Raw genomic sequence first — 24141 nt, forward strand, 5'->3', positions numbered from 1 at the left:
GACCGGCGGATGCCGCCGCGGTCATCCCACCGAGTCGAGCAGCCGGGCGGTGTGCATGCGCCCGGCGTACTCGACGAGCTGGATGAGCACCTCCTTGCCCGAGGCACGCTCGCGGGCGTCGCACAGCACCACGGGCGTCCCCGGGTCGAGGTCGAGCGCGCGGCACACGTCGCGCGCGTCGTGCCGCCGGGCGCCGGAGAAGCAGTTGACGGCGACGACGAAGGGGATCTTCCGGTGCTCGAAGTAGTCGACCGCCGGGAAGCAGTCCTCCAGCCGCCGGGTGTCCGCCAGCACGACGGCGCCGAGCGCGCCCTGAGCCAGTTCGTCCCACAGGAACCAGAACCGGTCCTGTCCCGGGGTGCCGAACAGGTACAGGGAGAGTCCGGAGCGGATGGTGATGCGGCCGAAGTCCATGGCGACGGTCGTGGTGACCTTGTGGTCGACGCCGTCGGTGTCGTCCACCGTCCGCCCGGCCTCGCTGAGCATCTCCTCGGTACGCAGGGGCCGGATCTCGCTGACCGCGCCCACCAGCGTGGTCTTCCCCACGCCGAATCCGCCGGCGACCAGGATCTTCAGCGCCAGAGCCGTCGTCTCGCCGGCGGGGGCGTCGGGGTGTTCGGGGACCATCGTTCGCTCTTTTCGTGAGGGTGTTCCAGACGCTCTTTCGTGAGGGTGGGGCGACGCGCTGCTCGGCCGGCACGGGCACCCGCTACAGCGCCCGCAGCCCCGCGATGACCTCGCGGAGCACCCGCTCGTCGGGCAGCTGGGCGGGCGGTACGGGCCTGCTGACGGTGACCCGGCCCCGTTCCAGCAGGTCGCCGAGGAGGACCCGGACGACGCCGACGGGCAGGTCGGAGCCTGCCGCGAGTTCGGCGACGGACTGGGTCTCGGGCCGGCACAGGTCGACCAGCGCGCGGTGCTCGGGGCCGAGCGCGGGGTCGTCGCCGGCGGGCGCGGCGGGGTCCAGGGTGACCAGGGCGATCAGGTCGAAGCGCACGCCGGAGGGGCCGGGTGCGGTGCGTCCGCCGGTCACGGCGTAGGGCCGCACCAGCGGGCCGGCCTCGTGGTCGTACCACTGGCTGCCCGGTTCGCGCGGGGCGCCGGTCGTGTCGTCGGTCATCTGCTCGGACCGCTTCCTCGTCTCATCCGGCCGGCGGCCGTGCGGCGACGCGCGGCGCGGTGACCAGGTGCTCGCCCACGCGCCGGACGAGCCGTGCCATCTCGTAGGCCACGAGGCCGATGTCGGCGGTGACGGAGGTGAGCACCGCGAGGCAGGAGCCCTCCCCGGCGGCGGCCACGAACAGGAAGCCCTCGTCCATCTCGACCATGGTCTGGCGTACGCCGCCTGCTCCGAAGTGCCGTCCGGCGCCCTTGGCGAGGCTGTGGAACCCGGAGGCGACGGCGGCGAGGTGCTCGGCGTCCTCGCGGCCGAGGCCTCCGGAGGCACCCATGGCGAGTCCGTCGCCGGACAGCACCACGGCGTGCCGTACGTCGGTGACGCGGAGCACCAGGTCGTCGAGCAGCCAGTCGAGTTCGCCGGAGCGCCGGCCTGCGCCGGTACGAGGTTCCTGGATCATGCGGGGTCTCCTTCGGTGCTGGGCCTCGCCGTGCCGCGGGCGGCGCCGGGCGGCCGGCCGCCGCCGCGTGTCCAGCCTTCGCGGTAGGCAGCCATGCGGTCCCGTACGAGTTCTGGGGTGCGGTCGTCGTCCCGGCCGTTGCCCGGGGTGGGCCCGGGCGGGCCCGGCCGGCCGTCGCGGAGCTGGGGCGCCAGGCTCGCCTGGCGTACCCGGCGGGGCAGGCCGTCGGAGCCGGCCGGCTCCTCCGTGCGGTGCAGGCGCAAGGTGGCGGCTCCCTGGGGTCTCCCGGGCTCGGCGCCCGCGTCGGCGCGCGGCATCGCGCGGGGTTGCGGCGGCGCGCCCCCGTCGGCGCGCGGCGCGGGAGGCGCCACGGAGCGGGGTTCCGGCGGCGGGTCGGCCACGGGGGCCACCAGGGCGCGCCGGGTGTCGGGGGCGGCGACCGCCCTGGGCCGCGGGACGTGGGCGGTCCCGGGGTGCGGGGCGCGGGCGGGTTCGCGCGGTTCCGGGTGTTCCTCGGCGAGGGCTTCGGCCGGTGTGCCGGGACGTTCCTGCTCGGCGCGGTCGTCGAGCAGCGCGGTGGGGAGGAGGACGACCGCGGTGGTGCCGCCGTAGGGCGAGGTCTTGAGGTGCACCTTGACGGCGTGCCGGGCGGCGAGCCGGCTGACGACGATGAGGCCCAGCCGGTCGCTGTCGAACAGGTCGAGCGCCTCGGACTCGGTGATGCGGCGGTTCGCCTCGGCGAGGGCTTCCTTGCCCATGCCGAGGCCGCGGTCCTCGACCTCGACGGCGTAGCCGTTGCCGACGGGTTCACCGGTGACGCGCACCCGGGTGTGGGGCGGGGAGAACTGCGCCGCGTTCTCGATGATCTCGGCGAGGAGGTGGGTGAGGTCGGCGACGGCCGCGCCCGCGACGGACGTCTCGGCGAGCTGCCGCACCTCCACGCGCGCGTAGTCCTCCACCTCGGACACGGCCGCCCGCACCACGTCGGTCAGCGGCACGGGCTTGCGCCAGGCGCGGCCGGGGGCTGCGCCGGACAGGATGATGAGGCTCTCGGCGTGGCGGCGCATGCGGGTGGTGAGGTGGTCGAGGCGGAAGAGGTCGCTCAGCTCGTCCGGGTCGTCGGAGCGGCGTTCCATGCTGTCGAGCAGGCTGAGCTGGCGGTGCACCAGGACCTGGCTGCGGCGGGCGAGGTTGACGAAGACACCGCTGATCCCGCCGGCCAGTTCGGCGCGTTCCACGGCGGCGCGCAGGGCGGCCCGGTGGACGGTGCCGAGGGCCTGGGCGACCTGGCCGGTCTCGTCCTGGGCGGGCGGTCCGTGCGGGGCCTCCGCCCGGATGTCGATCTCTCCGCCTCCGCGAAGTTTCCGCATGGCCTCGGGGAGTTTGCGGTGGGCGATGTCGAGGGCGTCGTCGCGCAGGGCGACCAGTTCGATCACCAGGCCGCGTCCGATGCGGACCGAGATGACGAGTGAGGCCGCGGCGGCGAGGAAGCCGAACAGCACGGCGGCCCCGGCCGGTCCGAACAGTCCCCGCTCCACGGGGTCGGCGCGTCCGGCGACCGACGCCGCCGCGTGCCGCTCGACGGTCCGCAACTCGTCCCTCACGCGCGTGTGCGCGGCGTCCCAGGTGGCGCGGGGGACGGCTTCGGCGGCCCGTGTCCCGGGATCGGCGGCGAGGATCTTGTCCTCCGCCGTGTAGAGAACGGCGTAGGTGCGGCTGTCGGCGAGTGTGGCCCAGGCGGTGCGGGCCGCTCCGGTCAGGTCGGGCGCGGCGGAGGCGGTGAGGGCGCGGCGCAGTTCGACCGCCCCGGTGAACAGGCGCAGGCGTTCCCCGCCGAGGCTGCCGTGCAGCCTGGCCGCGGCGAGGATAGCGTCCTCTCTGGCGAGGGCCTCAGCCGCGCGGGAGAACTCGAGCAGTACGCGCGCGTCGGCGCCGAGTTCCGCGTCCTGGACGCCGGTCAGGGCACCGCCCACGCGGAAGGCCCCGTCGATGGCGGCGGTGTACCGCTCGTACGTCCGGGCCCAGCCCGCGCGGCCTTCGCGGACCTCGGTGCGCAGCGGACGCAGCCGTTCGGCGGCGGTGACGAAGGCGTCGAGCCGCTCGGCCGCCGCGCGGGGCAGCGCCTGCCCGTCGGCGACGGTGCGGTCGTCGCCTAGCCGCAGGCGGGCGACGGCCGTGTCGGTGCGCCGCGCGAGACGGGTGAACTCCGCGTCCCCGACGGCCGCCGTGTCGGACGCGCCGCGCACGGCGGCCGCCCGCTCGGCCTGAAGAGCGGTGACGGCCTCGGCGACCGGGGTGCGGACGGCGGCGTCGGCCCGCTGCACCTGACGCAGCCGGGAGACGTCCTGGGCGGTGGTGACGGTGGCGTACCCCCACAGGGCGAGCAGGGAGACGACCGGCACCATCAGCAGGCAGATGATCTTGGCGCGGACGGTCCGGGGACCTGACGGGCCGCGCAGCCGCGGTGCGCCCGTCCGGGCCGGGCCCGCCGGGGGCATCGGTCCCTCGTCGGCAGGCGCTCCCGCGTGGGCGCGCCGGCCGCGGACGGGAGGCGGGGACGGCGCCTGGGCGCGGGCGCTCGGCGTCCTCCGGGGTGTGCGCATGGGCTCCTCGCTCGTAGGGGCGGCGTGCGGACGGGCGGCGGCTGTCAGTGGGCGGGGTGCCCGGCCGGCCGCCGGGCGGCGGCGGACGCGGGGCGCTCCCCGGCCGCGGGGGACAGCGCAACGAAGGCGGACGTGATGAAGAGGTAGGCGCCGAGGCCGACGGCGAGCGGGAAGACGAACGACATCGCGCTCGCCCCGGGCAGCGGGTCACCGGACGGTGCGACCCGCACGCTGACCGCGTACATGCCCGTGTAGTGCATGGTGCTGACGGCCGCGCCCATGATCAGGGAGGCGACGGCGACGGCGGCCGGGGAGCGGATGGCGAGGGCCGCCCACAGCGCGGCCGTGGCGGCGACGACGGCGACGAGGACGGACAGCGCGACCCGCACCGGGTCGTAGCTCACCTCGCCGTGCAGCCGGACCGCCGCCATGCCCAGGTAGTGCATGCCGGCGACGCCGAACCCGGTGGTGAGCCCGCCGAGCAGCAGGGCCTGGAGTCGGCCGGGGTGACGGCCGACGGCGAACACCCCCGCGCAGACGAACAGCATGGCGACCACCAGGCTCAGCAGCGTGAGCGGCACGTCGTAGCGGATGTCGGTGCCGCTCACGCCGAAGCCCAGCATGGCCGTGAAGTGCATGGTCCAGATGCCGGTGGCGATCGCCGAGGCCGCGGTGAGCAGCCAGTTGCGCCGCACGCGGCCGGCGGCGGCGAGCGCGCGGACGGTGCAGCGCAGCCCGAGGGCGGCGCCGGTGCAGGCCATCACGTACGACAGCACGGGGGTGAGCCACCCGAGGGCGGCGTGGTCCAGATGTCCCATGACCCGGGGACGCTAGGGGGCGCAGGCGCATGGAGGGGGCGCGTTTCGAAAGCGGCGCAAAGTTGACGCACCGGTGGCGTGGTGCGACCGCATCACGCTCGAACGTGCGCACACGATGTCGCCGGTTCCGGTGAGAGATCATGCGGTGCATGAGCGACGACCACACACACGTGCAGGAGTTCTTCGGCGTCCGCGCCGCCGACTGGGACCTCCGGTTCCCCGACGACGGCCCCGCCTACGCCGCCGCGGTCGCCGAGATCGGACTGCGCGAGGGCGGCCGGGTGCTGGACGCGGGCTGCGGCACCGGGCGGGCGCTGCCCGCGCTGCGCGCCGCGGTGGGACCGTCCGGGGTGGTGCTGGGCGCGGATCTGACGCCGGAGATGCTGCGGGAGGCCGCGCGGGCCGGCCGCGACCGGGAGGGGGCGCTGCTGCTGACGGACGTGGCGGCGCTGCCGTTGCGCTCGTCCTCCCTCGACGCCGTGTTCGCGGCCGGGCTGATCGCGCATCTGCCGCGGCCTGCCGAGAACCTGCGCGAGATCCGCCGCGTGGTGCGGCCCGGCGGGGTGCTCGCCCTGTTCCACCCGATCGGACGGGCCGCCCTCGCCGCTCGCCAGGGGCGCGCACTCACCCCGGACGACCTGCGCGCCGAACCGAACCTGCGGGCGCTGCTCACCGGCGCGGGCTGGCGCATGACGTCGTACGCCGACGAGGACACGCGGTTCCTGGTGCTGGCGGTGCGGGAGGCCTGAGGCGAGTTTCGCGTCCGCGGGGCTTTCGTGCAGGTCCGCGAACAAGCCCGCGCGCAGGGTCGATTCGCCCCGTCCGGCCGGAAACCTGCAGCTCCGGGCGTGGGTGCGGGGTCGTGACAACGGGCGCGGGGTGGGCATATGGTGCGCGCCGACGGACGAACCGATGGGGAGGCTGGGATGGCCGGGACGGACCAGGAAGCCGTCGCCGCCGACGACGACGCGCTCTATGTGCTGACGGCGGCGCTGCTGACGCCCGCGAAGTTCCCCAGCGTGCTGGGCGACGACTACCCCGAGGCGTGTGCGGCGCTCGGCCTCCCGCCCGTGGCCGACGGCTACGGGCTGGTGCTCGGCCAGGACGGGGAAGGCGCCCGGTGGACCGTGGTCGTCGACGACGTCTCGCTGGTCGCGGTCGCGATCGCGTCCTGGGACTGCGGCATGGAGCACGACCTGTCGCCGGACGAGCGCACGGTTGTCGCCGCCCTGCCCGGCTGGCCCCTCGCGGTGGCAGTGGCGGCTCCGAACGTGCCCGCGCCGCACGACCCCTCCCCCGACGTGGCGGAGATGCCGCCGCTGACGCCGCCGGACGCGGAGGTGTGGGGGCCGGCCCAGCGGCGTCTGGGGGCCGACGAGATCGCGTCGCAGTGGGCGACGTGGCGGGAGCAGGTGGACGACTCGGCGTTCCCGACGCCGGACTCGGCGGCGTCGGACGCCGGTGAGTCCGGCGAGACCGAAGGGACGGCGACGGGCGGGCACGGCGGGATCCGCCGGGTGCTGGCCGAGGCCCGCGCCTACGTCGACTCGCCGCCGCCGCTGGGGCGGGTGCGGTCGTCCTTCGCACCGGGTGGTGCGCGGACGCTGCGCGCGGACGGGCCCGGGTGGTCGCTGGTCGCGCGGACGGACGACATCGCCTTCGTGCTGCTCGACGACGAACCCGGCGAGGTGCTTCCGGTGGGACGGGGGCCGGAACTGCCGGGGCTGCTGAAGGCATTGGACGAGATGGCCGTACGGCCGTTGTGACCCGGGGGCGGGGCGAGGACGCCCGCGGCGGGGCGGGGTACGGGACGCGGTCCTGTGCGGCCCGGGTCGGTCGGGGCTGTACGACCGCCCGGGCGTGATGCGCGCGGCAGCGGGGCAGGGACGAGCGCCCCCTACGGCCGTGTCAACGGCGCGCGGCGGGACGCGCACCCCCGCCCGCGCCACTGGCGTCCCGCGTCCCGGGCGCGCGCCCTTCGCCGACGGGTCGGTGCGTCCACCGCCTCAGCGGCCCAGCTCCTTGCGGGTGGCCCGCCGCAGGCGCTGCTTCTGGGACGGGTCCAGGGCGAGGTAGGCCGCTGCCGGGACTCCCAGGATGATCAGGAGCGCGGCCCACCAGGGCAGCCAGATGAGCAGGATGAGTCCGGCCGCCACACCCCCCGCGGCGATCTTCGCGTTCTTCGACATGTGCGTCGCCTCCTTCGCGGCCACTGCCGCTCTCTGACATGAAAACGGGCCCGCGTCGGCGGCGGTTCCTGGCCGCCACCCTGAGACGTCCCTGAGATGCGCCCCCTAAGGTCTCGCGGCGACCGACGGTCTCCTTCCCCACTATGGTGACGCACCTCACAGCGCAGGGGTACCCGCGGGACGCGTCGGACGTCAGGGAGCGTCCACGCCCTCCAGCCCTGGCAGCAGCGATTCCAGTCCGCTGGGCAGCGCGGTGGGCAGACCGCTCGGGAAGTCGCTGGGCAGCGCGGTCGGGAAGTCGCTGGGCAGCGCGGTGGGGAAGCCGGAGGGCAGATCGGTCGGGAAGCCGGAGGGAAGTTCCGTGGGGAAGTCCGAGGGCAGCAGCCCGGTCGGGAACTCCGACGGAAGATCCAGTGACGGGCCGCCGGTGGCGGTCTCCGTGGGCTCGGTGTCCGGACCGTCCTCGTCCGACGTGACGAGTACGGCGATGGTGACGACCAGGGCCGCGACGATCACGGCGAGCAGCAGGATCACGCGGCGGCGCCGTCCGGGGCCGCCTCCCTGCCCGCCTCCGCCGTCGTCGGGCGGGCCGGAGGAGGAGTCGTCGCCGGAGGAGGGCGGGCCGAAGCCTCCGCCCTGCGGCGGGGGCGCGTCGTCCCGCGGACCGGGCGGCTGCTGGGGCGGTACGGGTGGCGTGGCCATGAACACATCGTCGCCGCGGGTCCGCGCCCGCGCGAGAAGACGGCGGCGAAACCGCCCGCCAGTCGTGGCACCCTCCCCCGGAACGCCGTGCTCCCCGCGCGGAGAGCACGCGCCGCGCACACCCGGCGCGCGGGCGCGCATGGCACCCCGCGCCCCAGATCTCCCCAGGCCGGGTGCGGGGGTGTCATGGGTTGCTCGCGCAGATCCCCGCACCCCTGAGGGCGCTTCGGTGAACGCGCCCCGAAGGGGCCCGGGGAGCTGCGCGCCCAGCCCTCACCGCGCCGCGGACGGTACGTTCACCCGACGCGAACGCCCCGCCGGGTGATCGCCGGGGCCCGCCCTCGCGCAAGCGGGCCCCGTCCAAGGGGCTCAGCCCCGCGCGCCCAGCAGGTGGTCCATCGCCAGCTGGTCGAGCCGCTCGAAGGCCATGCCACGGGCCGCCGCCGCGTCGGGGTCGAAGTCCTCGAAGGCCGAGCGGTCGGCGAGCAGTGCCTGGAGGCCGTCGCCCGCCGTCGGCTGGGCGAGCTCGTCCAGCCGGGCCGCGCGCAGCGCCTCCTGCACCTCCGGGTCCGCGCGGAAGGCGGCCGCGCGCTCCTTGAGGATCAGGTAGTTGCGCATGCAGCCGGCCGCCGAGGCCCACACGCCGTCGAAGTCCTCGGTCCGCGGCGGCTTGAAGTCGAAGTGGCGCGGGCCCTCGTACCCGGCCGACTCCAGCAGGTCCACCAGCCAGAACGCGGCACGCAGGTCGCCCGCGCCGAAGCGGAGGTCCTGGTCGTACTTGATGCCGGACTGGCCGTTGAGGTCGATGTGGAACAGCTTGCCCGCCCACAGCGCCTGGGCGATGCCGTGCGGGAAGTTGAGCCCGGCCATCTGCTCGTGGCCGACCTCCGGGTTGACGCCGTACAGCTCCGGGCGCTCGAGGCGCTCGATGAAGGCGAGGGCGTGGCCGATGGTCGGGAGGAGGATGTCGCCGCGGGGCTCGTTCGGCTTCGGCTCGATGGCGAAGCGGATGTCGTAGCCCTGGGAGGTGACGTACTCGCCGAGGAGGTCGAAGGCCTCCTTCATGCGGTCGAGGGCGACCCGGACGTCCTTGGCGGCGCCGGACTCGGCACCCTCGCGGCCGCCCCAGGCGACATAGGTCTGGGCGCCGAGCTCGACCGCGAGGTCGATGTTGCGGATGGTCTTGCGCAGCGCGTAACGGCGCACGTCACGGTCGTTCGCGGTGAAGCCGCCGTCCTTGAACACCGGGTGGGTGAACAGGTTGGTCGTCGCCATCGGGACCTTCATACCGGTCTCGTCCAGCGCCTGGCGGAACCGCTTGATGTGCTCGGCGCGCTCGCTGTCGCTCGCGCCGAACGGGATGAGGTCGTCGTCGTGGAACGTCACACCGTGGGCGCCGAGCTCGGCGAGGCGGCGGACGGACTCGGCCGGGTCGAGGGCGCCGCGGGTGGCGTCGCCGAAGGGGTCCCGTCCCTGCCAGCCGACGGTCCACAGGCCGAACGTGAACTTGTCCTCGGGGGTGGGCTGGTAGCTCATGCCGCGGCTCCTTGCTCGCTGAGACTATTTCGTCATGGCGGTTTACAAATTAGTATGCAGGAACATTTCTGGGAAGAGACACACCCCGCCGGGGCGCGGAAGAGGGAGAGACCGATGTCAGCAGCCGAGGGTCCGCTCGTCGTCGGCGTGGACACATCCACCCAGTCCACCAAGGCCCTGGTCGTCGACGTGGCGACCGGCAGGGTCGTCGCGAGCGGCCAGGCGCCGCACACGGTGACCTCGGGCGCGGGACGGGAGAGCGATCCGCGTCAGTGGTGGGACGCCCTGACCGAGGCGCTGCGGCAGTGCGGCGAGGCGGCGCACGAGGCCGCGGCCGTGTCGATCGGCGGACAGCAGCACGGTCTGGTCACGCTGGACGAGCACGGCGAGCCGGTCCGCCCGGCGCTGCTGTGGAACGACGTGCGGTCCGCCCCGCAGGCGAGCCGGCTGGTGGAGGAGCTGGGCGGCGCGAAGGCGTGGGCCGACCGGACCGGCAGCCTGCCCACCGCGTCCTTCACGGTCACCAAGTGGGCCTGGCTGGCGGAGCACGAGCCGGACGCGGTGCGCGCCACGAAGGCGGTGCGGCTCCCCCACGACTACCTGACCGAGCGGCTCACCGGCCAGGGCACCACCGACCGCGGCGACGCCTCGGGCACCGGCTGGTGGGCGTCCGCGACGGAGGCGTACGACGAGGAGATCCTCGCGCACGTGGGGCTCGACCCGGCGCTGCTGCCGCGCGTGGTGCGCTCGGGCGAGGTGGCGGGCACCGTGCGCGACGGACACGACCTGCCGTTCTCCAAGGGGACGCTGGTGGCGTGCGGCACGGGTGACAACGCCGCCGCCGCGCTGGGTCTCGGCGTGCGTCCCGGCACGCCGGTGATGAGCCTCGGCACCTCGGGCACCGTGTACGCGGTGTCGGAGCACCGGCCCGCCGACCCGACCGGTACCGTGGCCGGCTTCGCCGACGCGCGCGGGGACTGGCTGCCGCTGGCCTGCACCCTCAACTGCACGCTCGCCGTGGACCGGGTCGCCACCCTGCTGGGCCTGGACCGCGAGGCCGTCGAGCCGGGCCGGGGCGTCACACTGCTGCCGTTCCTGGACGGTGAGCGCACCCCCAACCTCCCCCACTCCTCCGGGCTGTTGCACGGACTGCGGCACGACACCACCGGCGGCCAGCTGCTCCAGGCCGCCTACGACGGCGCCGTCTACTCCCTGCTGGCCGCGCTCGACCTGGTCCTCGACGAGGACGCCGACCCGTCGACGCCGCTGCTGCTGATCGGCGGCGGCGCGCGCGGCAGCGCCTGGCAGCAGACCGTACGGCGGCTGTCCGGGCGCCCGGTGCAGGTGCCCGAGGCGAAGGAGCTGGTCGCGCTCGGCGCGGCGGCCCAGGCGGCCGGGCTGCTCACCGGGGAGGACCCGGCCGCGGTGGCCCGTCGCTGGGGCACGGCGGAGGGGCCGGTGCTGGACGCGGTCGAGCGGGACGAGGAGACCCTGTCCCGGCTGGCCGGGGTACTCTCCGACGCGGCCCCGCTGCTGGAGCGCGCCCCGGGCAACGGCTGACGACGCCCCGGCGGGCGTCGCCCCACGGCGGCCCCGCGAAGGCCGCCGTGGACGTCCGCCGGGCGCGGACGGCCCCCGACCGAGGATTGACGGAGGAATGAGCGCACCGCTGCACAAGGCCCGCCCGGCAGGTCAGGGCCGCGTCCTGCCCGACACCCAGCAGGGCATGCGCCGCCGCAACCTGTCACGGGTGATGCACACCGTCCGGGACGAGGGGCCGCTGTCCCGGGCCGCCGTCGCCTCCCGCATCGGGCTGACCCGCGCGGCGGTGTCCACGCTGGTCGACGAACTCATCCGCGCGGGACTGCTGGAGGAGCTCGGCCCGGAGCGGCCCGGGCGGGTCGGCCGGCCCGGTTCCGCCCTCGCGGTCAGCGGGCGGGGCCCGGCCGGGATCGGCGCGGAGGTGGGCGTCGACCACCTCGCGGTGTGCGCGGTCGACCTGCGCGGGGAGGTACGGGCGCGGGCGGTACGGCATGTGGCGAACCGGGACCGCTCGCCCGAGCCCGTGCTCGGGGAACTCACCGGACTGATCCACCGGGTCGTGGCCGAGGCCGAGGACGAAGGGCTGTGGCCGGCCGGGCTCGCGGTCGCCGTGCCCGGTCTGGTGGCCCGCGACGCCCGCACCGTCGTCCGCGCCCCGAACCTGGGCTGGCTCGACACGGACCTCGGCTCGCTGCTCCCCGGGAAGCTGCCGCTGACGGTGGCCAACGAGGCCAACTTCGGCGCGCTCGCCGAACTGTGGCTCGGCGAGGACACCCCACGCGACTTCCTGCACGTCTCGGCCGAGATCGGCATCGGTGCGGCGGTCGTCGTGGACGGGCGGGTGCTGCACGGCAACCGTGGGTTCGCGGGCGAACTGGGCCACGTCCCGGTGTGGCCCGACGGCCCGTCCTGCGCCTGCGGCGGCTGGGGCTGCCTGGAGCAGTACGCGGGCGAGGAGGCGGTGCTGCGCGCGGCCGGCCTCGAACCCGGCGAGGACCGGGTCGGCCTGCTCGCGGGCCGCGCCGAACAGGGTGACGCCGCGGTGCGACGCGCCCTGCACGACGCGGGCACGGCGCTGGGCATCGCCCTGACGGGGGCGGTCAACCTCCTGGACCCCGAGAACGTGGTGCTGGGCGGCGCGCTGTCGGGACTGTCGCCCTGGCTGCTTCCGTCGCTCCGCTCGGAACTGGCCCGCCGCACGGCGGGCCCGTCCTGCCCGGTCTCCGTCTCCGCCCTGGGCCCTGAGGGACCGCTCCTGGGCGCGGCCCACTGGGTGGTCCGGGGCGTCCTGGACGACCCGGCGGCGGTGGCGGAACGCGGCTGAGGCCGACGGAGTCGCCTCTGGGCGACCTCGTCAGGCGGATCGCCGGTCAGGCGTCCCCGCGGGCGAGGCTTCGCACCTGCCCTTCGTGAATGCCGCTCGCCCACTCCCAGCCGGGCTTGGGCGACACGACCCGGGGGTCGCCGCACTCCCGGCCGTCCCGTAGGTCCTCCACGTACGCGCGATCCAGTCCGATCCTCGCGCGTACCTCCTCGCCCCGGGCGACGGATCCGTGTCCGGGGACGAGTACGTCGACGTCGTCCGCCACGCCCTCGAGCGCTCCCAGCCCGGCGAGGTAGTCCTCGATCGGGTCGCCGGTGTCGTCGAGCATGGGGACGAACACGTCGGAGAGCATGTCCCCGGCGACGAGAACTCGGCGTTCCTCGATCAACAGCGCCGCGTGGCCCGGGGCATGCGCCGTGTGCTCGATGATCCGCACCCCGGGGCCGTCCCAGGGAAGCCGCGTGGTGCCGGCGGGCAGACCGGTGACGAGGCCGTACAGGGCCAGGGGTGTGTCCTCGGCGATCTCCGGCGGCAGCCCCTCGGCGACGCGGGCCTTCCAGTCCCGTTCCGACAACACGTCCCGCAGGAAGGCCGCGCAGCGGGCCGTGCCGTAACGGGGCGCTTCGCCGAGTCCGGCATGCCAGAGCACATGATCCCAGTCGGGGTGCGTCGAGAAGCCCGCCACCACGGGCCGGCCCAGCTCACGGAGGTCGGCGGCCAGGCAGGTCATCTCGGCACCGGTGATCCCGGCGTCCACGAGGAGCACGCCGTCCCTGCCGTGCACGACGACGGTGTTGTTCTCGAGCAGCTCACTCCGGTGGATCAGTACGCCCTCGGCGACCTGCTTCAGCATGAGCGACTCCGTTCGAAGCCTGCGGCCGCGTCGTGACCGGCACCGCGTCGTCGGCCCTGCTCGGGGTCGAACTCCCTGGCCGGTTCGCAGCGTCACCCTGCCAGAGGGCCAGACGCACATCAACACCGGAGTCGGTGGAAGCACCGCGTCCGCCCACCTCCACCCCGGCCGTGAGGGTGCCCGCTCTCACGGCCGCAGGCTGCTGACGATGTCCGCCGTGGCCGTCAGACCGCTGTGGATCGTGGGGGCGATGCTCGTACTGGCCAGGTAGAAGCCCAGCAGCAGGCAGACCAGGGCGTGGGAGATCTTCAGCCCGCCGTTGCGCAGGAAGATCACCGCCAGGACCGAGAGCAGCAGCACCACAGAGATGGAAATGGCCATCGTCAACCTCCTCCGCCGCACCTGTTTCGCGGCGTTCGGCCGCAAGTGTGGCGTAGCGGAGGGTTCGTCCGGGCGGCTGACCTGTCCGCCGAACGTGTGGTGTCACACAGTCCGGTGGGCGTCGAGGAACGCTTCCAGGCCCGCGAGGTCGTCGGTGTTGACGTGGTCGACGTCCGCCGCGACCAGTTCGCCCCACAGCGCGTCCCGCGCGGGACCGGGCACGTCCGGGGTGGCCCAGAACCGTACCCGCTGTCCTCGGGCGTGGGCGGCGTCCACCAGCGTGCGCAGTTTCTGGCGTTCCGCCCCGGGGAACGCGCCGACGCCCCGCCAGGTGAAGTGGAGCGTCCAGTTGTCGCTGATGAGCGGCGCGAAGGAGGCCGGCGCCGGGCCGCCGAGGTCGGTGAGGCGGCCGTCGTAGAAGGCGTGACGGACGCGCTGGGCCTCCATGGGCGCGCGGGCGGCGCGGTCGCCGGAGACGACGGCGGTGACCGGTCCGGGGAACACCCTGCCGTGGGAGTACGTCGTGAACAGGCCCTTGTAGCGGCGCAGTCGGCGGTCGAGTTCCGCGTAGGTGGACGTGCCCTCGGTCTTGAGGTCGATCAGCAGCTGGAACGAGCCGCGGTCGCCGCGGTACACCGTGCCGCGGTGGGCGCGGACGCGGGCGGCGAGCGGGTCCAGGTACAGCGACTCCAGGGTGCGGGCGGGGTCGAGGTCCTCGGGGTCGTGGGCGACGAGGAGCTGTCCGCCGACGAGGTAGATGTCCGCCTCGACGCTGCCGAAGCGGTGGTCGAGGGCGTCGAACAGCGGGCGGGGGTGCTCGTAGTCGTTGTGGGCGTGTGCGCGCCACAACGGGCGGGGGCGGTGCGGGTGGTGGCCGGCGAGGGCCTGCCCTGCGGGAAGGGCGAGAGGGCTCGCGAGGGCGACGCCGAGGGCGGTGAGGGCTCCGCGACGGGTGGTGAGGGCCATGCTCTGCCTCCCTGAAGTGCCGTACGGGGTCCCCGCGAGTATGGGGTCCCGTGGCACGCGGAGAGCAGGGACGTGCGAGGAGTTGGCCGGTTCGCCGTCGGCCGTTCATCCACGAACTGCGGCCCGTCCACCCCGGGAGGGGGAGGACGGGCCGCCTGCTGAACACCTGTCAGGGCGCCCGCAGATCCACCAGCTCCGCCAGCGCCTCCCGGTGGGCGCCCGCCGTGCCGTAGGCGATCGAGTCGGCCTTGGCTCGCTTGAGGCGCAGGTGTACCGGGTGTTCCCACGTCATGCCGATGCCCGCGTGCAGTTGCAGGGCCTCCTCGGCGGCGCGGACGGCGACGGGGGCCGCGTAGGCCTGGGCGACGGTGACCGACACGTCCGTGTCCTCGCCGGTCGCGAGCGCGTCGGCGGCGGCCCGTGCGGCGGCGCGGAGGTTGACGACCTCCAGCCACAGTTGCGCGAGCCGGTGCTTGATCGCCTGGAACCCGCCTACGGGGCGGTTGAACTGCTTGCGGTCCTTCAGATACCGCACGGTTTCGGTCAACGCCCACTCGGCGACGCCGAGTTGCTCCGAGGCGAGCAGCCCGGCCCCGGCCTGCAGGGCGCGGCGTACGGCGGGCTCCGCGTCGCCGACGCGGCGGCCCGGAGCGGCGTCGAGGGTGACGCGGGCGAGGGGCCGGGTGAGGTCGAGGGACGTCTGCGGGGTGACGGTGACCTCGTCGGGCGTCACCGCGTACAGCCCGCCGTCGTCCGCCGGCACGAGCAGGACGTCGGCGACGGCGGCGTCCGCGATGCCGGTCAGCTCGCCGTGCAGTGCGCCACCGTCCGCGCGGACGGTGGCGTACGCGGCGCCGGGGGCGGTGTGCAGGCCGACGGCGAGCGCGCCGATCACGCGTCCGGACGCCAGGTCCGCGAGCGGGCCTTCGCCGTCCGCGCAGTTCAGCAGCGCCTCCGTGGCGACGACGGCGCTGGTCAGATACGGCACGGGGGCGACCGCACGCCCCAGTTCCTCCAGGACGACGGCCGCCTCGCGGTGCGTCGCGCCCTGTCCGCCCCGGGCCTCGGGGACCAGCAGCCCGGCGAGGCCCATGCCGTCGGCGAGTGCCTTCCAGGCGGCCAGGTCGTGCGGGGCGTCCGACTCGGCGCGGGCGAGCACGGACGTCGTGTCGCAGTGGTCGGTGAGCAGGTCCCGGACGGCGGCGCGGAGCGCCTCTTCCTCCTCCGAGTACAGAAGATCGCTCATCGGGCGAGGTCCTTCCAGGCGACGTCCTTGTCGGTGCGCGGCTCGGCGGGCAGGCCCAGGACCCGCTCGGCGACGATGTTCAGCAGGACCTCGCTGGTCCCGCCCTCGATGCTGTTGCCCTTGGAGCGCAGATAGCGGTAGCCGGCGTCACGGCCGGTGAAGTCGACCAGCTCCGGGCGGCGCATGGTCCAGTCGTCGTACAACAGCCCTTCCTCGCCGCGCAGTTCCACCTCCAGGCCGCTGATCTCCTGGTTGAGGCGGGCGAAGGCGAGCTTCATGCCGGCGCCCTCGGGTCCGGGCTGTCCGGCGACGAGCTGCTGGCTCAGGCGTTCGCCGGTGAGCCGGGCGACCTCCGCCTCGACCCACAGCTTCATCAGCCGCTGGTGCAGGTCGTGCGTGCGCAGGTCGGGGCGTTCGCGCCAGGTTCCGGCGACCGGGCCGATCATGCCGCCCTCGCGGGGCAGCCGCCTGCCGCCGATGGCGACGCGCTCGTTGTTCAGGGTGGTCTGGGCGACCCGCCAGCCGTCGCCGACCTCGCCGAGGCGGCGGCTGTCGGGGATGCGGACGTCCGTGAGGAACACCTCGTTGAACTCGGCCTCGCCGGTGATCTGACGCAGCGGCCGCACCTCGACGCCGGGGTCGGTCATGTCGCACACGAAGTAGGTGATGCCTCGGTGCTTGGGCACGTCCGGGTCGGTGCGGGCGATGAGGATGGCCCAGCGGGCGACGTGGGCGCTGGACGTCCACACCTTCTGCCCGTTGACCACCCAGTCGTCGCCCTCACGGACGGCGCGCGTGCCGAGCGCCGCCAGGTCGGAGCCGGCGCCGGGCTCGCTGAAGAGCTGGCACCAGACCTCCTCCCCGGTCCACAGCGGCCGCAGGAAGCGCGCCTTCTGCTCCTCGGTGCCGTACTGGAGGATCGTCGGGGCGGCCATGCCCAGGCCGATGCCGATGCGGCGCGGGTCGTTGTCGGGGGCACCCGCGACCGTCAGTTCGGCGTCGACGACGACCTGGAGGGAGCGCGGCAGGCCGAGCCCGCCGAGTCCTTCGGGGAAGTGCACCCAGGCGAGTCCGGCGTCGAAGCGGGCGCGCAGGAAGTCGAGGCGCTCGGTGTCGGCGGGCGGGTGCGCGGCCAGCAACTCCCGGGTGCGGCGGCGCAGTTCGTCGGCGTCGGTCATGCGGCGGCTCCGTTCTCCAGGGACGGCAGCACGGTGACGCGGCCCGTGGTGACGCCGTCGGCGACCCGCTGCACGGCGTCGGCGGCCCCTGCGAGCGGCACGCGCTCGCTCACCAGTGGCTTGATCGCGCCCTTGGCGGCGAGGCCGGTGAGCTGTTCGTGGCAGTGCCTGACCAGCTCGGGGTTCCTGGTGTTGTAGAGGCCCCAGTGCAGGCCGAGGATCGCGTAGTTCTTGATCAGGGCGTGGTTGAGGCCCGGGCTCGGGATGGTCCCGCTCGCGAAGCCCACGATCACGATGCGGCCCTCGAAGGCGACGGTCCTGGCGGACTGGGTGTACGCGTCTCCGCCGACCGGGTCGAAGATCACGTCGGCGCCGCGTCCGCCGGTGGCCTCCTTGACCGCGGCGACGACGTCCTGTTCGCGGCGGTCGATCACCACGTCACAGCCCAGGTCGCGGGCCACGGCGGCCTTGTCGGCGCCGCCCGCCACGCCGATGACGGTGGCGCCGGCCGCCTTGCCGAGCTGCACGGCGGCGCTGCCCACCCCGCCCGCGGCGGCGTGCACGAGCAGGGTCTCGCCCGCCTCCAGTCGGGCCCGCCGGTGCAGGGCGAACCAGGCCGTCTGGTAGCCGATGTGCAGGGCGGCGGCCTCGGCGTCGTCCAGCGTGTCCGGCGCGGGGAGCAGAGCCGCGGCGTCCGCGAGGGCGTACTCGGCGAAACCGCCGTGCGGCAGGGCCGGGTTGGCGATCACGCGGCGGCCGTCCTCGGTCTCGCCGCAGATCTCCACGCCCGGCGTGAACGGCAGCGGCGGCCGCACCTGGTACTGGCCCCGGCACATCAGGGCGTCCGGGAAGTTGATGTCGGCGGCGCGCACCCGGAGCAGCACCTGCCCCTCGCCGGGGGTCGGCCGCTCGACGTCCGCGAGACGCATCACCTCGCCCGGCTCGCCGAGTTCGTGCACTTGCCATGCCTGCATGCGGGGCCTCCACGGGACGGTGAACGTCGTCTTCGCTGACCGGGTCTCCGCATACTAAGCGGTCGCTTGCCTCAAGGGAACCGTCCCGCGCCCTCCACCGTGAAACGCGGGGAACGTCTCACTCCTTGCTCTTCGGCCGCGCCCGCACATGCATCCGCTCCCCTTGCGGCCCGAAGAGGCTGAGGAACTCCACCGGCCCCTCCCCCGTCGACCCGAACCAGTGGGGCACGCGCGTGTCGAACTCGGCCGCCTCGCCGGCCGTCAGCACCACGTCGTGGTCGCCCAGCACCAGCCGCAGCTTCCCGGAGAGGATGTACAGCCACTCGTAACCCTCGTGCGTGCGCGGTTCCGGCTCCAGCCTCCGCTGCGGTTCGAGCACCTTGTACGCCTGGAGGCCGCCGGGCTGCCGGGTGAGCGGCCAGTGGGTGCGCCCGCCGTGCACGATCGGCCGGGAGCGCACCCGAGGGTCACCCACCGGGGGCGCGCCGACCAGCTCGTCCAGCGACACCTGATGGGCCTGCGCGATGGGCAGCAGCAGGTCCAGGCCGGGTTTGCGCTGCCCGGACTCCAGCCGGGACAGGGTGCTCACCGAGATGCCGGTCGCCTCCGCCAGCGCCGCGAGCGTCACCTCCCGGTCCTTCCGGATCCGGCGCAGCCGGGGGCCCACTTCCGCGAGAACGTCGTCCGTCACCATGCGGACAATTGCAGGTTCGGCAAACTTGTTTGTCAATGTGCGGGTGCCGGAGCGACCGTCGGCGGTGGAGGTGGTCACGATGACCGAGCAGAACCTGACCGACAGCCGTTACGACGTGGTCGTGGTGGGCGGCGGAGCGGCGGGGCTGTCCGCCGCGCTGGTGCTGGGGCGGGCCCGGCACCGCACGCTGGTGGTCGACGCGGGCGAGCCGCGCAACGCGCCGTCGGCGCACATGCAGGGCTATCTGAGCCGGGACGGGATGCCGCCGGCGGAGTTCCTGGCGCTCGGCCGGGAGGAGATCGCGCGCTACGGCGTGGAGCTGGTCCGGGACCGGGTGACGGACGTGGCCAGGGGCGAGGACTTCACGGTGGCGCTGGAGCGGGGCGGCGGTGTGCGCGCCCGGCGGATCGTCGTCGCGACAGGGCTCAAGGACGAGATGCCCGACGTCCCCGGGGTCGCCGAGCGGTTCGGGCGGGACGTGCTGCACTGCCCGTTCTGCCACGGCTGGGAGGTGCGCGACGAACCCTTCGGGGTGCTGGCGTCGAGCCCGGCGGGCGTCCACCAGGCGCTGATGGTGTCCCGGTGGTCGAAGGACGTCACGTTCTTCCTGCACCGGGTCGCCGAGGAGGAGCTGTCCGACCTGGACCTGCGCCGGCTGGCCGCGGCGGGCGTGGACGTGGTGCCGGGCGAGGTCGCCGGTCTGGTGGTCGAGGACGACCGGCTGACCGGCGTACGGATGGCCGACGGGGCCGTGCACTCCCGGTCGGTGGTGTTCGTCGCGCCGCGCCCGGTGCCGCAGACGGGACTTCTGGAGCGGCTGGGCGCGGAGATGGACGAGACGCCGTTCGGGACGTACCCGGTGGTCGACCCGAACGGGCTGACCAGCGTGCCGGGCGTGTGGGCGGCGGGCAACGCGATCGGGTTCACCGAGCAGGTGGTGCACGCGGCGAGCGGCGGCTACCGCGCGGCGACGGCGATCGTCGGTGACCTGCGGATGGCGGACCTGGACGCGGCGCTCGGCGCCTGATCACCCGGCCCGGCGCGGGACCACCCGGCCCGGAAGGCGGGCCGGACCGGTCCAGAAGGCGGGCCGGACCGGCCCGGAACGCATCCGGAGGTGTAGAAGGCACCCCTTCGTAGCACGATGACTGCATGTTGCTGTCCCGGCTGGCCCAGGTGTCCCAGGAGGTGGCCGCCACCTCGGCGCGGTCGCGGAAGACCGCCCTGCTCGCCGAGCTGTTCCGGGAGGCCGAGCCGGACGACGTCCCGGTCGTCATCCCGTACCTGGCGGGCCGGCTGCCGCAGGGGCGGATCGGGGTCGGCTGGAAGGTGCTGGGCGATCCGGTGACGCCCGCCGCCGAGCCGTCCCTCACCGTGCGCGAGGTGGACGCGCTGCTCACCCGGCTCGCGAAGGTGTCCGGGCCGGGCTCGCAGGCCGAGCGGGCACGTCTGGTCGGCGAGCTGCTCGGCGCGTCCACCGAGGCGGAGCAGCGTTTCCTGCGGGGGCTGCTGACCGGCGAGGTGCGCCAGGGCGCCCTGGACGCGGTGGCGGTGGAGGGACTGGCCCAGGCGACCGGCGCCGCCTCGGCGGACGTACGGCGGGCGGTGATGCTCGCCGGGTCGCTCCAGCCGGTCGCCGGGGCGCTGCTGGCGGACGGGCCTCAGGCGCTGGAGCGGTTCCGGCTGACCGTCGGGCGTCCGGTGCAGCCGATGCTCGCGCACAGCGCCTCCTCGGTGGCGGAGGCGGTCGGGAAGCTGGGCGTCTGCGCGGTCGAGGAGAAGCTCGACGGCATTCGCGTCCAGGTGCACCGCGACGGCGACACCGTGCGGGTCCACACCCGCACCCTGGACGACATCACGGACCGGCTGCCCGAGGTGACCGAGGCGGCGCGGGGGCTGGACGTGCGGCGGTTCATCCTCGACGGCGAGGTGATCTCCTTCGACGGCACGGGGCGCCCGCGGTCCTTCCAGGAGACGGCCGGGCGCGTCGGGTCACGGGTGGACGTGGCGACGGCCGCCCGGGAGACGCCGGTCTCCCCCGTGTTCTTCGACGCGCTGTCGGTGGACGGCCGGGACCTGCTGGACCTGCCGTTCGCCGAGCGGCACGCCGAGCTGGCCCGGCTGGTGCCGGAGCCGATGCGGGTGCGGCGCGCGCTGGTGAAAGGCCCCGACGACCTGGAGGCGGCGGAACGGTTCCTCGCCGAGACGCTGGAGCGCGGCCACGAGGGCGTCGTGGTGAAGGGCCTTCAGGCCCCGTACAGCGCGGGGCGGCGCGGCGCGTCCTGGCTGAAGGTCAAGCCGGTGCACACGCTGGACCTGGTGGTGCTGGCCGCCGAGTGGGGCCACGGCCGGCGCACCGGCAAGCTGTCCAACCTGCACCTGGGCGCCCGCACCGCCGACGGCGGGTTCGCGATGCTCGGCAAGACCTTCAAGGGCATGACCGACGCGATGCTGGAATGGCAGACCGGACGGCTGCGGGAGATCGCCCTCGATGAGAGCGGCTACACGGTGACCGTGCGCCCCGAACTCGTCGTGGAGATCGCCTACGACGGCCTGCAGCGCTCCAGCCGTTACCCGGCGGGCGTCACCCTGCGCTTCGCCCGGGTCGTCCGCTACCGCGAGGACAAGCGGCCGGAGGAGGCGGACACGGTCGAGACCGTGCTCGCCGCCCACCCGGAGGTACGGCAGTGACGACGGCCCGGAGCGCTGGCCTGCTGCTGTTCCGGCGCACCGGGGAGGGCGTCGAGGTGCTGCTGGGCCACATGGGCGGCCCGTTCTTCGCGCGCCGGGACGCCGGGGCGTGGACCGTGCCGAAGGGCGAGTACGACCCCGACGAGCCCGCCTGGGCCGCCGCGCGCCGCGAGTTCGAGGAGGAGCTGGGGCTGCCTCCTCCGGAGGGTGAGGCGGTGCCGCTCGGGGAGGTCCGCCAGTCGGGCGGCAAGGTGGTCACGGCGTGGGCGGTGGAGGGCGACCTGGACCCGTCGTCCGTCGTGCCCGGCACGTTCACCATGGAGTGGCCGCCCCGGTCGGGGCGGACGCGGGAGTTCCCGGAGCTGGACCGGGTCGCCTGGTTCCCGCTGGAGCGGGCCCGCGAGCTGATCGTGTCGGCGCAGGCCGCGTTTCTGGACCGCCTGACGGAGCACTCGCTCTGAGAGACCCTCCCGCGTTGCGGCGCCCGTCGGAGCGCGGGAAGGTCGTCGGAGCACAGCGCGTCCCATGGAGGCCAGTGATGCACATCGCCACGGTGAACCCGGCGAACGGCGAGACCGTCAAGACGTACCACCCCATGGACGAGGACGAACTGGAACGCCGGCTCCAGCTCGCGGAGGCCACCTTCCGCACGTACCGGACGACGACCTTCGAGGAGCGGTCCCGTCTGCTGCACCACGCCGCCGAGATCCTCGACGAGGACCGGGACGCCATCGGCAAGGTGATCACCACGGAGATGGGCAAGCCGGTCACGCAGGCCCGCGCGGAGGCCGCGAAGTGCGCCAAGGCGATGCACTGGTACGCCGACCACGCGGCCGAGCTGCTCGCCGACGAGGAGCCCGCCGCGTCCGACGTGAAGGACTCCGGCGCCTCCCGGGCCCTGGTGCGGTACCGGCCGCTGGGACCGGTGCTCGCGGTGATGCCGTGGAACTTCCCGCTGTGGCAGGTGGTGCGGTTCGCCGCCCCCGCCCTGATGGCGGGCAACGTCGGGCTGCTCAAGCACGCGTCGAACGTGCCGCAGACCGCCCTGTACCTGGAGGACCTGTTCCACCGGGCGGGCTTCACCGAGGGCTGCTTCCAGACCCTGCTGATCGGCTCCGCCGCCGTCGACGACCTGCTGCGGGACGAGCGGATCAAGGCGGCCACCCTCACCGGCAGCGAGCCGGCCGGCCGGGCGGTGGCCTCGACGTGCGGCGAGATGATCAAGAAGACGGTGCTGGAGCTGGGCGGCAGCGACCCGTTCGTGGTGATGCCTTCGGCCGACCTGGACCGGGCCGCCGAGGTCGCGGTGACGGCCCGGGTGCAGAACGCGGGCCAGTCCTGCATCGCCGCCAAGCGGTTCATCGTGCACACGGACGTCTACGACGCCTTCGCCGAGCGGTTCGTCGCCGGCATGAAGGCCCTGAAGGTCGGCGATCCGATGGACGAGGACACCGACGTCGGCCCGCTCTCCAGCGAACAGGGCCGCCAGGACCTGGAGGAGCTGGTCGACGACGCCGTACGGGCCGGCGCCACGGTGCTGTGCGGTGGCGAACGCCCCGACGGGCCGGGCTGGTTCTACCCGCCGACCGTGCTGGCCGGGATCGACCGGGAGATGCGCATCCACCGGGAGGAGGCGTTCGGCCCGGTCGCCACGCTGTACCGGGCGGACGATCTGGACGAGGCGGTGCTCATCGCCAACGACACCCTGTTCGGACTGAGTTCGAACGTGTGGACGCGTGACGAGGCGGAGATCGACCGGTTCGTCCGGGATCTCGAGGCGGGCGGCGTGTACGTCAACGGCATGACGGCGTCCCATCCCGCGCTGCCCTTCGGCGGGGTCAAGCGGTCGGGTTACGGGCGTGAGCTGTCCGGGCACGGAATCCGCGAGTTCTGCAACATCACCACGGTTTGGCACGGCGCGTGACGCCCGCACGACTACGATCCCGACTGTGAACCGCGAAGTGACACTGCCTCTGATCGTCGACGACCGCGGCACCCTTCAGGTGGCGGCCGCCGACGTCAGCAAGCTGCTGCGCACGGTCGGCGGCCGGTGGGTCCGGCTCGTCGAGTCCGGCGAGGGCGGGCTGGACGAGGACACGGTCGCCGCGCTGACGATCGAACTCGCGAAACTCGCCGACCGCATCGACGTGGCGTGCATCGCGCACAGCAGCGGCACCACGCCGTGAGGCGTCAGGCCGGCCGCTCGAGGGTCCGCCAGAACAGCGCTTCGTAGCTCTGCAGCAGGTGTCCGTAGGCGCGGGCGCGGCTCTCGTCCAGGCGGCCGGCGTCCAGGGCCGCCTGGACGGCGCGCTCGGCGGTGCGGTCCAGGTGCTCGGCCGGTCCGGCGAAGAGGTCGAAGAAGGCGCAGGCCTCGTCGTCGAAGCCGTAGTGGGTGCGCAACGCGGCGGCGATGGTGGCGCAGTAGCCGCCCCAGGCGGAGAAGTTGGCGGTGACGGCGAGCACGGCGTCGGCCGGGGCGGCGTTGAGGGCCAGCCAGGCGACGTAGGCCGGGTAGGCCTGGCAGCCCGGCATCGGGGTGTAGGCGGCGGCGCGGGCCTCCTCGACGCCGCAGGCCGCGGCGAAGGCCGGCAGCCGCTGCTGGGCGATCGCCTCGCCCTCGGCCAGGGCGGTGAAGAAGGCGTCGGCCTCCGGTTCGGCCGAGGACCGCACGGCCAGCTGGAGGAAGGCGCGGCGGTCCGCGGGGATGACCCGCAGCTGTTCCAGGGCCAGGACGGCCAGGATCTCCCGGTCCGCCTCGCCGGCGGCGATCAGCGGCACCAGGGGGTTGGAGCGCGGGTCGGGGGCGAGCTCCGCGGTGATCGTCCGCAGCAGGTCCCGGGCCGTGCGTGTCATCGCGTCCTCCGAGG

At 74.4% G+C, this 24141-nt stretch carries 25 protein-coding genes; 9 read left to right on the forward strand and 16 right to left on the reverse strand.

Annotation, left to right across the window (positions count from 1 at the left end; translation table 11 throughout):
- Positions 1-21: 21 nt before the first annotated feature.
- The 5 genes from MTR79_RS20890 to MTR79_RS20910 form a co-directional block, all read right to left on the reverse strand.
- Positions 22-627, reverse strand: coding sequence for an ATP/GTP-binding protein (locus MTR79_RS20890; protein ID WP_086704268.1), 606 nt, complete (start codon positions 625-627; stop codon positions 22-24).
- Positions 628-709: 82 nt separating this feature from the next.
- The gene (locus MTR79_RS20895; RefSeq protein WP_086704266.1) at positions 710-1120 is read right to left on the reverse strand and encodes a DUF742 domain-containing protein; all 411 of its coding nucleotides are present in this window, start codon (positions 1118-1120) and stop codon (positions 710-712) included.
- A gap of 22 nt (positions 1121-1142) precedes the next feature.
- On the reverse strand, positions 1143-1577 hold the full coding sequence (locus MTR79_RS20900; RefSeq protein ID WP_086704264.1) for a roadblock/LC7 domain-containing protein: 435 nt from the start codon (positions 1575-1577) through the stop codon (positions 1143-1145).
- On the reverse strand, positions 1574-4180 hold the full coding sequence (locus MTR79_RS20905; RefSeq protein ID WP_244791745.1) for a nitrate- and nitrite sensing domain-containing protein: 2607 nt from the start codon (positions 4178-4180) through the stop codon (positions 1574-1576). The genes MTR79_RS20900 and MTR79_RS20905 overlap by 4 nt, the downstream gene beginning before the upstream one ends.
- Positions 4181-4224: 44 nt before the next feature.
- Complete coding sequence (locus MTR79_RS20910) at positions 4225-4998, reverse strand: MHYT domain-containing protein (RefSeq protein ID WP_189364059.1); 774 nt, start codon at positions 4996-4998, stop codon at positions 4225-4227.
- Between the two features lie 149 nt (positions 4999-5147).
- Between MTR79_RS20910 and MTR79_RS20915 the strand changes: the two genes are divergently transcribed.
- Positions 5148-5747 carry a class I SAM-dependent methyltransferase gene (locus tag MTR79_RS20915; RefSeq protein ID WP_244791747.1) on the forward strand — a complete coding sequence of 200 codons (600 nt, stop codon included), beginning with the start codon at positions 5148-5150 and terminating at the stop codon, positions 5745-5747.
- A gap of 177 nt (positions 5748-5924) precedes the next feature.
- On the forward strand, positions 5925-6764 hold the full coding sequence (locus MTR79_RS20920; protein WP_244791749.1) for a hypothetical protein: 840 nt from the start codon (positions 5925-5927) through the stop codon (positions 6762-6764).
- Between the two features lie 240 nt (positions 6765-7004).
- On the opposite strand, the gene MTR79_RS20925 is transcribed toward MTR79_RS20920, so the two are convergent.
- From MTR79_RS20925 to xylA, 3 genes are all read right to left on the reverse strand, one after another.
- On the reverse strand, positions 7005-7187 hold the full coding sequence (locus MTR79_RS20925; protein WP_048456375.1) for a hypothetical protein: 183 nt from the start codon (positions 7185-7187) through the stop codon (positions 7005-7007).
- A 192-nt stretch (positions 7188-7379) separates the two neighbouring features.
- Entirely contained in the window at positions 7380-7889 is a 510-nt protein-coding gene (locus MTR79_RS20930; RefSeq protein ID WP_244791752.1) for a hypothetical protein, read from the reverse strand.
- 369 nt (positions 7890-8258) lie between these two features.
- The gene (xylA, locus tag MTR79_RS20935; RefSeq protein WP_048456374.1) at positions 8259-9425 is read right to left on the reverse strand and encodes a xylose isomerase; all 1167 of its coding nucleotides are present in this window, start codon (positions 9423-9425) and stop codon (positions 8259-8261) included.
- A gap of 114 nt (positions 9426-9539) precedes the next feature.
- Between xylA and xylB the strand changes: the two genes are divergently transcribed.
- Both xylB and MTR79_RS20945 read left to right on the forward strand, forming a co-directional pair.
- Complete coding sequence (gene xylB, locus MTR79_RS20940) at positions 9540-10985, forward strand: xylulokinase (protein ID WP_086704822.1); 1446 nt, start codon at positions 9540-9542, stop codon at positions 10983-10985.
- Between the two features lie 97 nt (positions 10986-11082).
- Complete coding sequence (locus tag MTR79_RS20945; protein ID WP_244791754.1) at positions 11083-12291, forward strand: ROK family transcriptional regulator; 1209 nt, start codon at positions 11083-11085, stop codon at positions 12289-12291.
- Between the two features lie 46 nt (positions 12292-12337).
- Here MTR79_RS20945 and MTR79_RS20950 read toward each other — a convergent pair whose 3' ends face one another.
- From MTR79_RS20950 to MTR79_RS20980, 7 genes are all read right to left on the reverse strand, one after another.
- Positions 12338-13144 carry an MBL fold metallo-hydrolase gene (locus MTR79_RS20950; protein WP_244791756.1) on the reverse strand — a complete coding sequence of 269 codons (807 nt, stop codon included), beginning with the start codon at positions 13142-13144 and terminating at the stop codon, positions 12338-12340.
- Between the two features lie 186 nt (positions 13145-13330).
- Positions 13331-13525 carry a hypothetical protein gene (locus MTR79_RS20955; RefSeq protein ID WP_006135180.1) on the reverse strand — a complete coding sequence of 65 codons (195 nt, stop codon included), beginning with the start codon at positions 13523-13525 and terminating at the stop codon, positions 13331-13333.
- A 102-nt stretch (positions 13526-13627) separates the two neighbouring features.
- On the reverse strand, positions 13628-14491 hold the full coding sequence (locus tag MTR79_RS20960) for a phosphatidylinositol-specific phospholipase C/glycerophosphodiester phosphodiesterase family protein (protein WP_244791758.1): 864 nt from the start codon (positions 14489-14491) through the stop codon (positions 13628-13630).
- A gap of 169 nt (positions 14492-14660) precedes the next feature.
- Positions 14661-15737: an acyl-CoA dehydrogenase family protein gene (locus MTR79_RS20965; protein ID WP_244791760.1), complete on the reverse strand. Its 1077-nt coding sequence runs from the start codon at positions 15735-15737 to the stop codon at positions 14661-14663.
- The gene (locus MTR79_RS20970; protein WP_244791761.1) at positions 15734-16915 is read right to left on the reverse strand and encodes an acyl-CoA dehydrogenase family protein; all 1182 of its coding nucleotides are present in this window, start codon (positions 16913-16915) and stop codon (positions 15734-15736) included. The genes MTR79_RS20965 and MTR79_RS20970 overlap by 4 nt, the downstream gene beginning before the upstream one ends.
- Positions 16912-17889: an NADPH:quinone oxidoreductase family protein gene (locus MTR79_RS20975; RefSeq protein ID WP_189364065.1), complete on the reverse strand. Its 978-nt coding sequence runs from the start codon at positions 17887-17889 to the stop codon at positions 16912-16914. Before MTR79_RS20975 ends, MTR79_RS20970 begins: the two co-directional genes overlap by 4 nt.
- Before the next feature lie 118 nt (positions 17890-18007).
- Entirely contained in the window at positions 18008-18583 is a 576-nt protein-coding gene (locus MTR79_RS20980) for an XRE family transcriptional regulator (RefSeq protein ID WP_086700824.1), read from the reverse strand.
- 79 nt (positions 18584-18662) lie between these two features.
- Between MTR79_RS20980 and MTR79_RS20985 the strand changes: the two genes are divergently transcribed.
- From MTR79_RS20985 to MTR79_RS21005, 5 genes are all read left to right on the forward strand, one after another.
- The gene (locus MTR79_RS20985) at positions 18663-19610 is read left to right on the forward strand and encodes an NAD(P)/FAD-dependent oxidoreductase (protein ID WP_244791763.1); all 948 of its coding nucleotides are present in this window, start codon (positions 18663-18665) and stop codon (positions 19608-19610) included.
- Between the two features lie 125 nt (positions 19611-19735).
- Positions 19736-21274, forward strand: coding sequence for an ATP-dependent DNA ligase (locus MTR79_RS20990; protein ID WP_189364066.1), 1539 nt, complete (start codon positions 19736-19738; stop codon positions 21272-21274).
- The gene (locus MTR79_RS20995; RefSeq protein WP_086700820.1) at positions 21271-21735 is read left to right on the forward strand and encodes an NUDIX domain-containing protein; all 465 of its coding nucleotides are present in this window, start codon (positions 21271-21273) and stop codon (positions 21733-21735) included. Before MTR79_RS20990 ends, MTR79_RS20995 begins: the two co-directional genes overlap by 4 nt.
- Before the next feature lie 77 nt (positions 21736-21812).
- Positions 21813-23198: an NADP-dependent succinic semialdehyde dehydrogenase gene (locus MTR79_RS21000; RefSeq protein ID WP_122212848.1), complete on the forward strand. Its 1386-nt coding sequence runs from the start codon at positions 21813-21815 to the stop codon at positions 23196-23198.
- A 25-nt stretch (positions 23199-23223) separates the two neighbouring features.
- On the forward strand, positions 23224-23460 hold the full coding sequence (locus MTR79_RS21005) for a DUF6213 family protein (protein ID WP_026243794.1): 237 nt from the start codon (positions 23224-23226) through the stop codon (positions 23458-23460).
- A 4-nt stretch (positions 23461-23464) separates the two neighbouring features.
- On the opposite strand, the gene MTR79_RS21010 is transcribed toward MTR79_RS21005, so the two are convergent.
- Complete coding sequence (locus tag MTR79_RS21010; protein WP_189364067.1) at positions 23465-24127, reverse strand: transcriptional regulator; 663 nt, start codon at positions 24125-24127, stop codon at positions 23465-23467.
- Positions 24128-24141 lie beyond the last annotated feature (14 nt).

Source organism: Streptomyces sp. BJ20, from assembly GCF_022869105.1.
Classification (GTDB): domain Bacteria; phylum Actinomycetota; class Actinomycetes; order Streptomycetales; family Streptomycetaceae; genus Streptomyces; species Streptomyces griseoincarnatus.

Bases quoted from the DNA above. Each gene is read 5' to 3' on its own strand.
- MTR79_RS20890 (WP_086704268.1), bottom strand. From the start codon at position 627: ATGGTCCCCGAACACCCCGACGCCCCCGCCGGCGAGACGACGGCTCTG.
- MTR79_RS20895 (WP_086704266.1), bottom strand. From the start codon at position 1,120: ATGACCGACGACACGACCGGCGCCCCGCGCGAACCGGGCAGCCAGTGG.
- MTR79_RS20900 (WP_086704264.1), bottom strand. From the start codon at position 1,577: ATGATCCAGGAACCTCGTACCGGCGCAGGCCGGCGCTCCGGCGAACTC.
- MTR79_RS20905 (WP_244791745.1), bottom strand. From the start codon at position 4,180: ATGCGCACACCCCGGAGGACGCCGAGCGCCCGCGCCCAGGCGCCGTCC.
- MTR79_RS20910 (WP_189364059.1), bottom strand. From the start codon at position 4,998: ATGGGACATCTGGACCACGCCGCCCTCGGGTGGCTCACCCCCGTGCTG.
- MTR79_RS20915 (WP_244791747.1), top strand. From the start codon at position 5,148: ATGAGCGACGACCACACACACGTGCAGGAGTTCTTCGGCGTCCGCGCC.
- MTR79_RS20920 (WP_244791749.1), top strand. From the start codon at position 5,925: ATGGCCGGGACGGACCAGGAAGCCGTCGCCGCCGACGACGACGCGCTC.
- MTR79_RS20925 (WP_048456375.1), bottom strand. From the start codon at position 7,187: ATGTCGAAGAACGCGAAGATCGCCGCGGGGGGTGTGGCGGCCGGACTC.
- MTR79_RS20930 (WP_244791752.1), bottom strand. From the start codon at position 7,889: ATGGCCACGCCACCCGTACCGCCCCAGCAGCCGCCCGGTCCGCGGGAC.
- xylA (WP_048456374.1), bottom strand. From the start codon at position 9,425: ATGAGCTACCAGCCCACCCCCGAGGACAAGTTCACGTTCGGCCTGTGG.
- xylB (WP_086704822.1), top strand. From the start codon at position 9,540: ATGTCAGCAGCCGAGGGTCCGCTCGTCGTCGGCGTGGACACATCCACC.
- MTR79_RS20945 (WP_244791754.1), top strand. From the start codon at position 11,083: ATGAGCGCACCGCTGCACAAGGCCCGCCCGGCAGGTCAGGGCCGCGTC.
- MTR79_RS20950 (WP_244791756.1), bottom strand. From the start codon at position 13,144: ATGCTGAAGCAGGTCGCCGAGGGCGTACTGATCCACCGGAGTGAGCTG.
- MTR79_RS20955 (WP_006135180.1), bottom strand. From the start codon at position 13,525: ATGGCCATTTCCATCTCTGTGGTGCTGCTGCTCTCGGTCCTGGCGGTG.
- MTR79_RS20960 (WP_244791758.1), bottom strand. From the start codon at position 14,491: ATGGCCCTCACCACCCGTCGCGGAGCCCTCACCGCCCTCGGCGTCGCC.
- MTR79_RS20965 (WP_244791760.1), bottom strand. From the start codon at position 15,737: ATGAGCGATCTTCTGTACTCGGAGGAGGAAGAGGCGCTCCGCGCCGCC.
- MTR79_RS20970 (WP_244791761.1), bottom strand. From the start codon at position 16,915: ATGACCGACGCCGACGAACTGCGCCGCCGCACCCGGGAGTTGCTGGCC.
- MTR79_RS20975 (WP_189364065.1), bottom strand. From the start codon at position 17,889: ATGCAGGCATGGCAAGTGCACGAACTCGGCGAGCCGGGCGAGGTGATG.
- MTR79_RS20980 (WP_086700824.1), bottom strand. From the start codon at position 18,583: ATGGTGACGGACGACGTTCTCGCGGAAGTGGGCCCCCGGCTGCGCCGG.
- MTR79_RS20985 (WP_244791763.1), top strand. From the start codon at position 18,663: ATGACCGAGCAGAACCTGACCGACAGCCGTTACGACGTGGTCGTGGTG.
- MTR79_RS20990 (WP_189364066.1), top strand. From the start codon at position 19,736: ATGTTGCTGTCCCGGCTGGCCCAGGTGTCCCAGGAGGTGGCCGCCACC.
- MTR79_RS21000 (WP_122212848.1), top strand. From the start codon at position 21,813: ATGCACATCGCCACGGTGAACCCGGCGAACGGCGAGACCGTCAAGACG.
- MTR79_RS21010 (WP_189364067.1), bottom strand. From the start codon at position 24,127: ATGACACGCACGGCCCGGGACCTGCTGCGGACGATCACCGCGGAGCTC.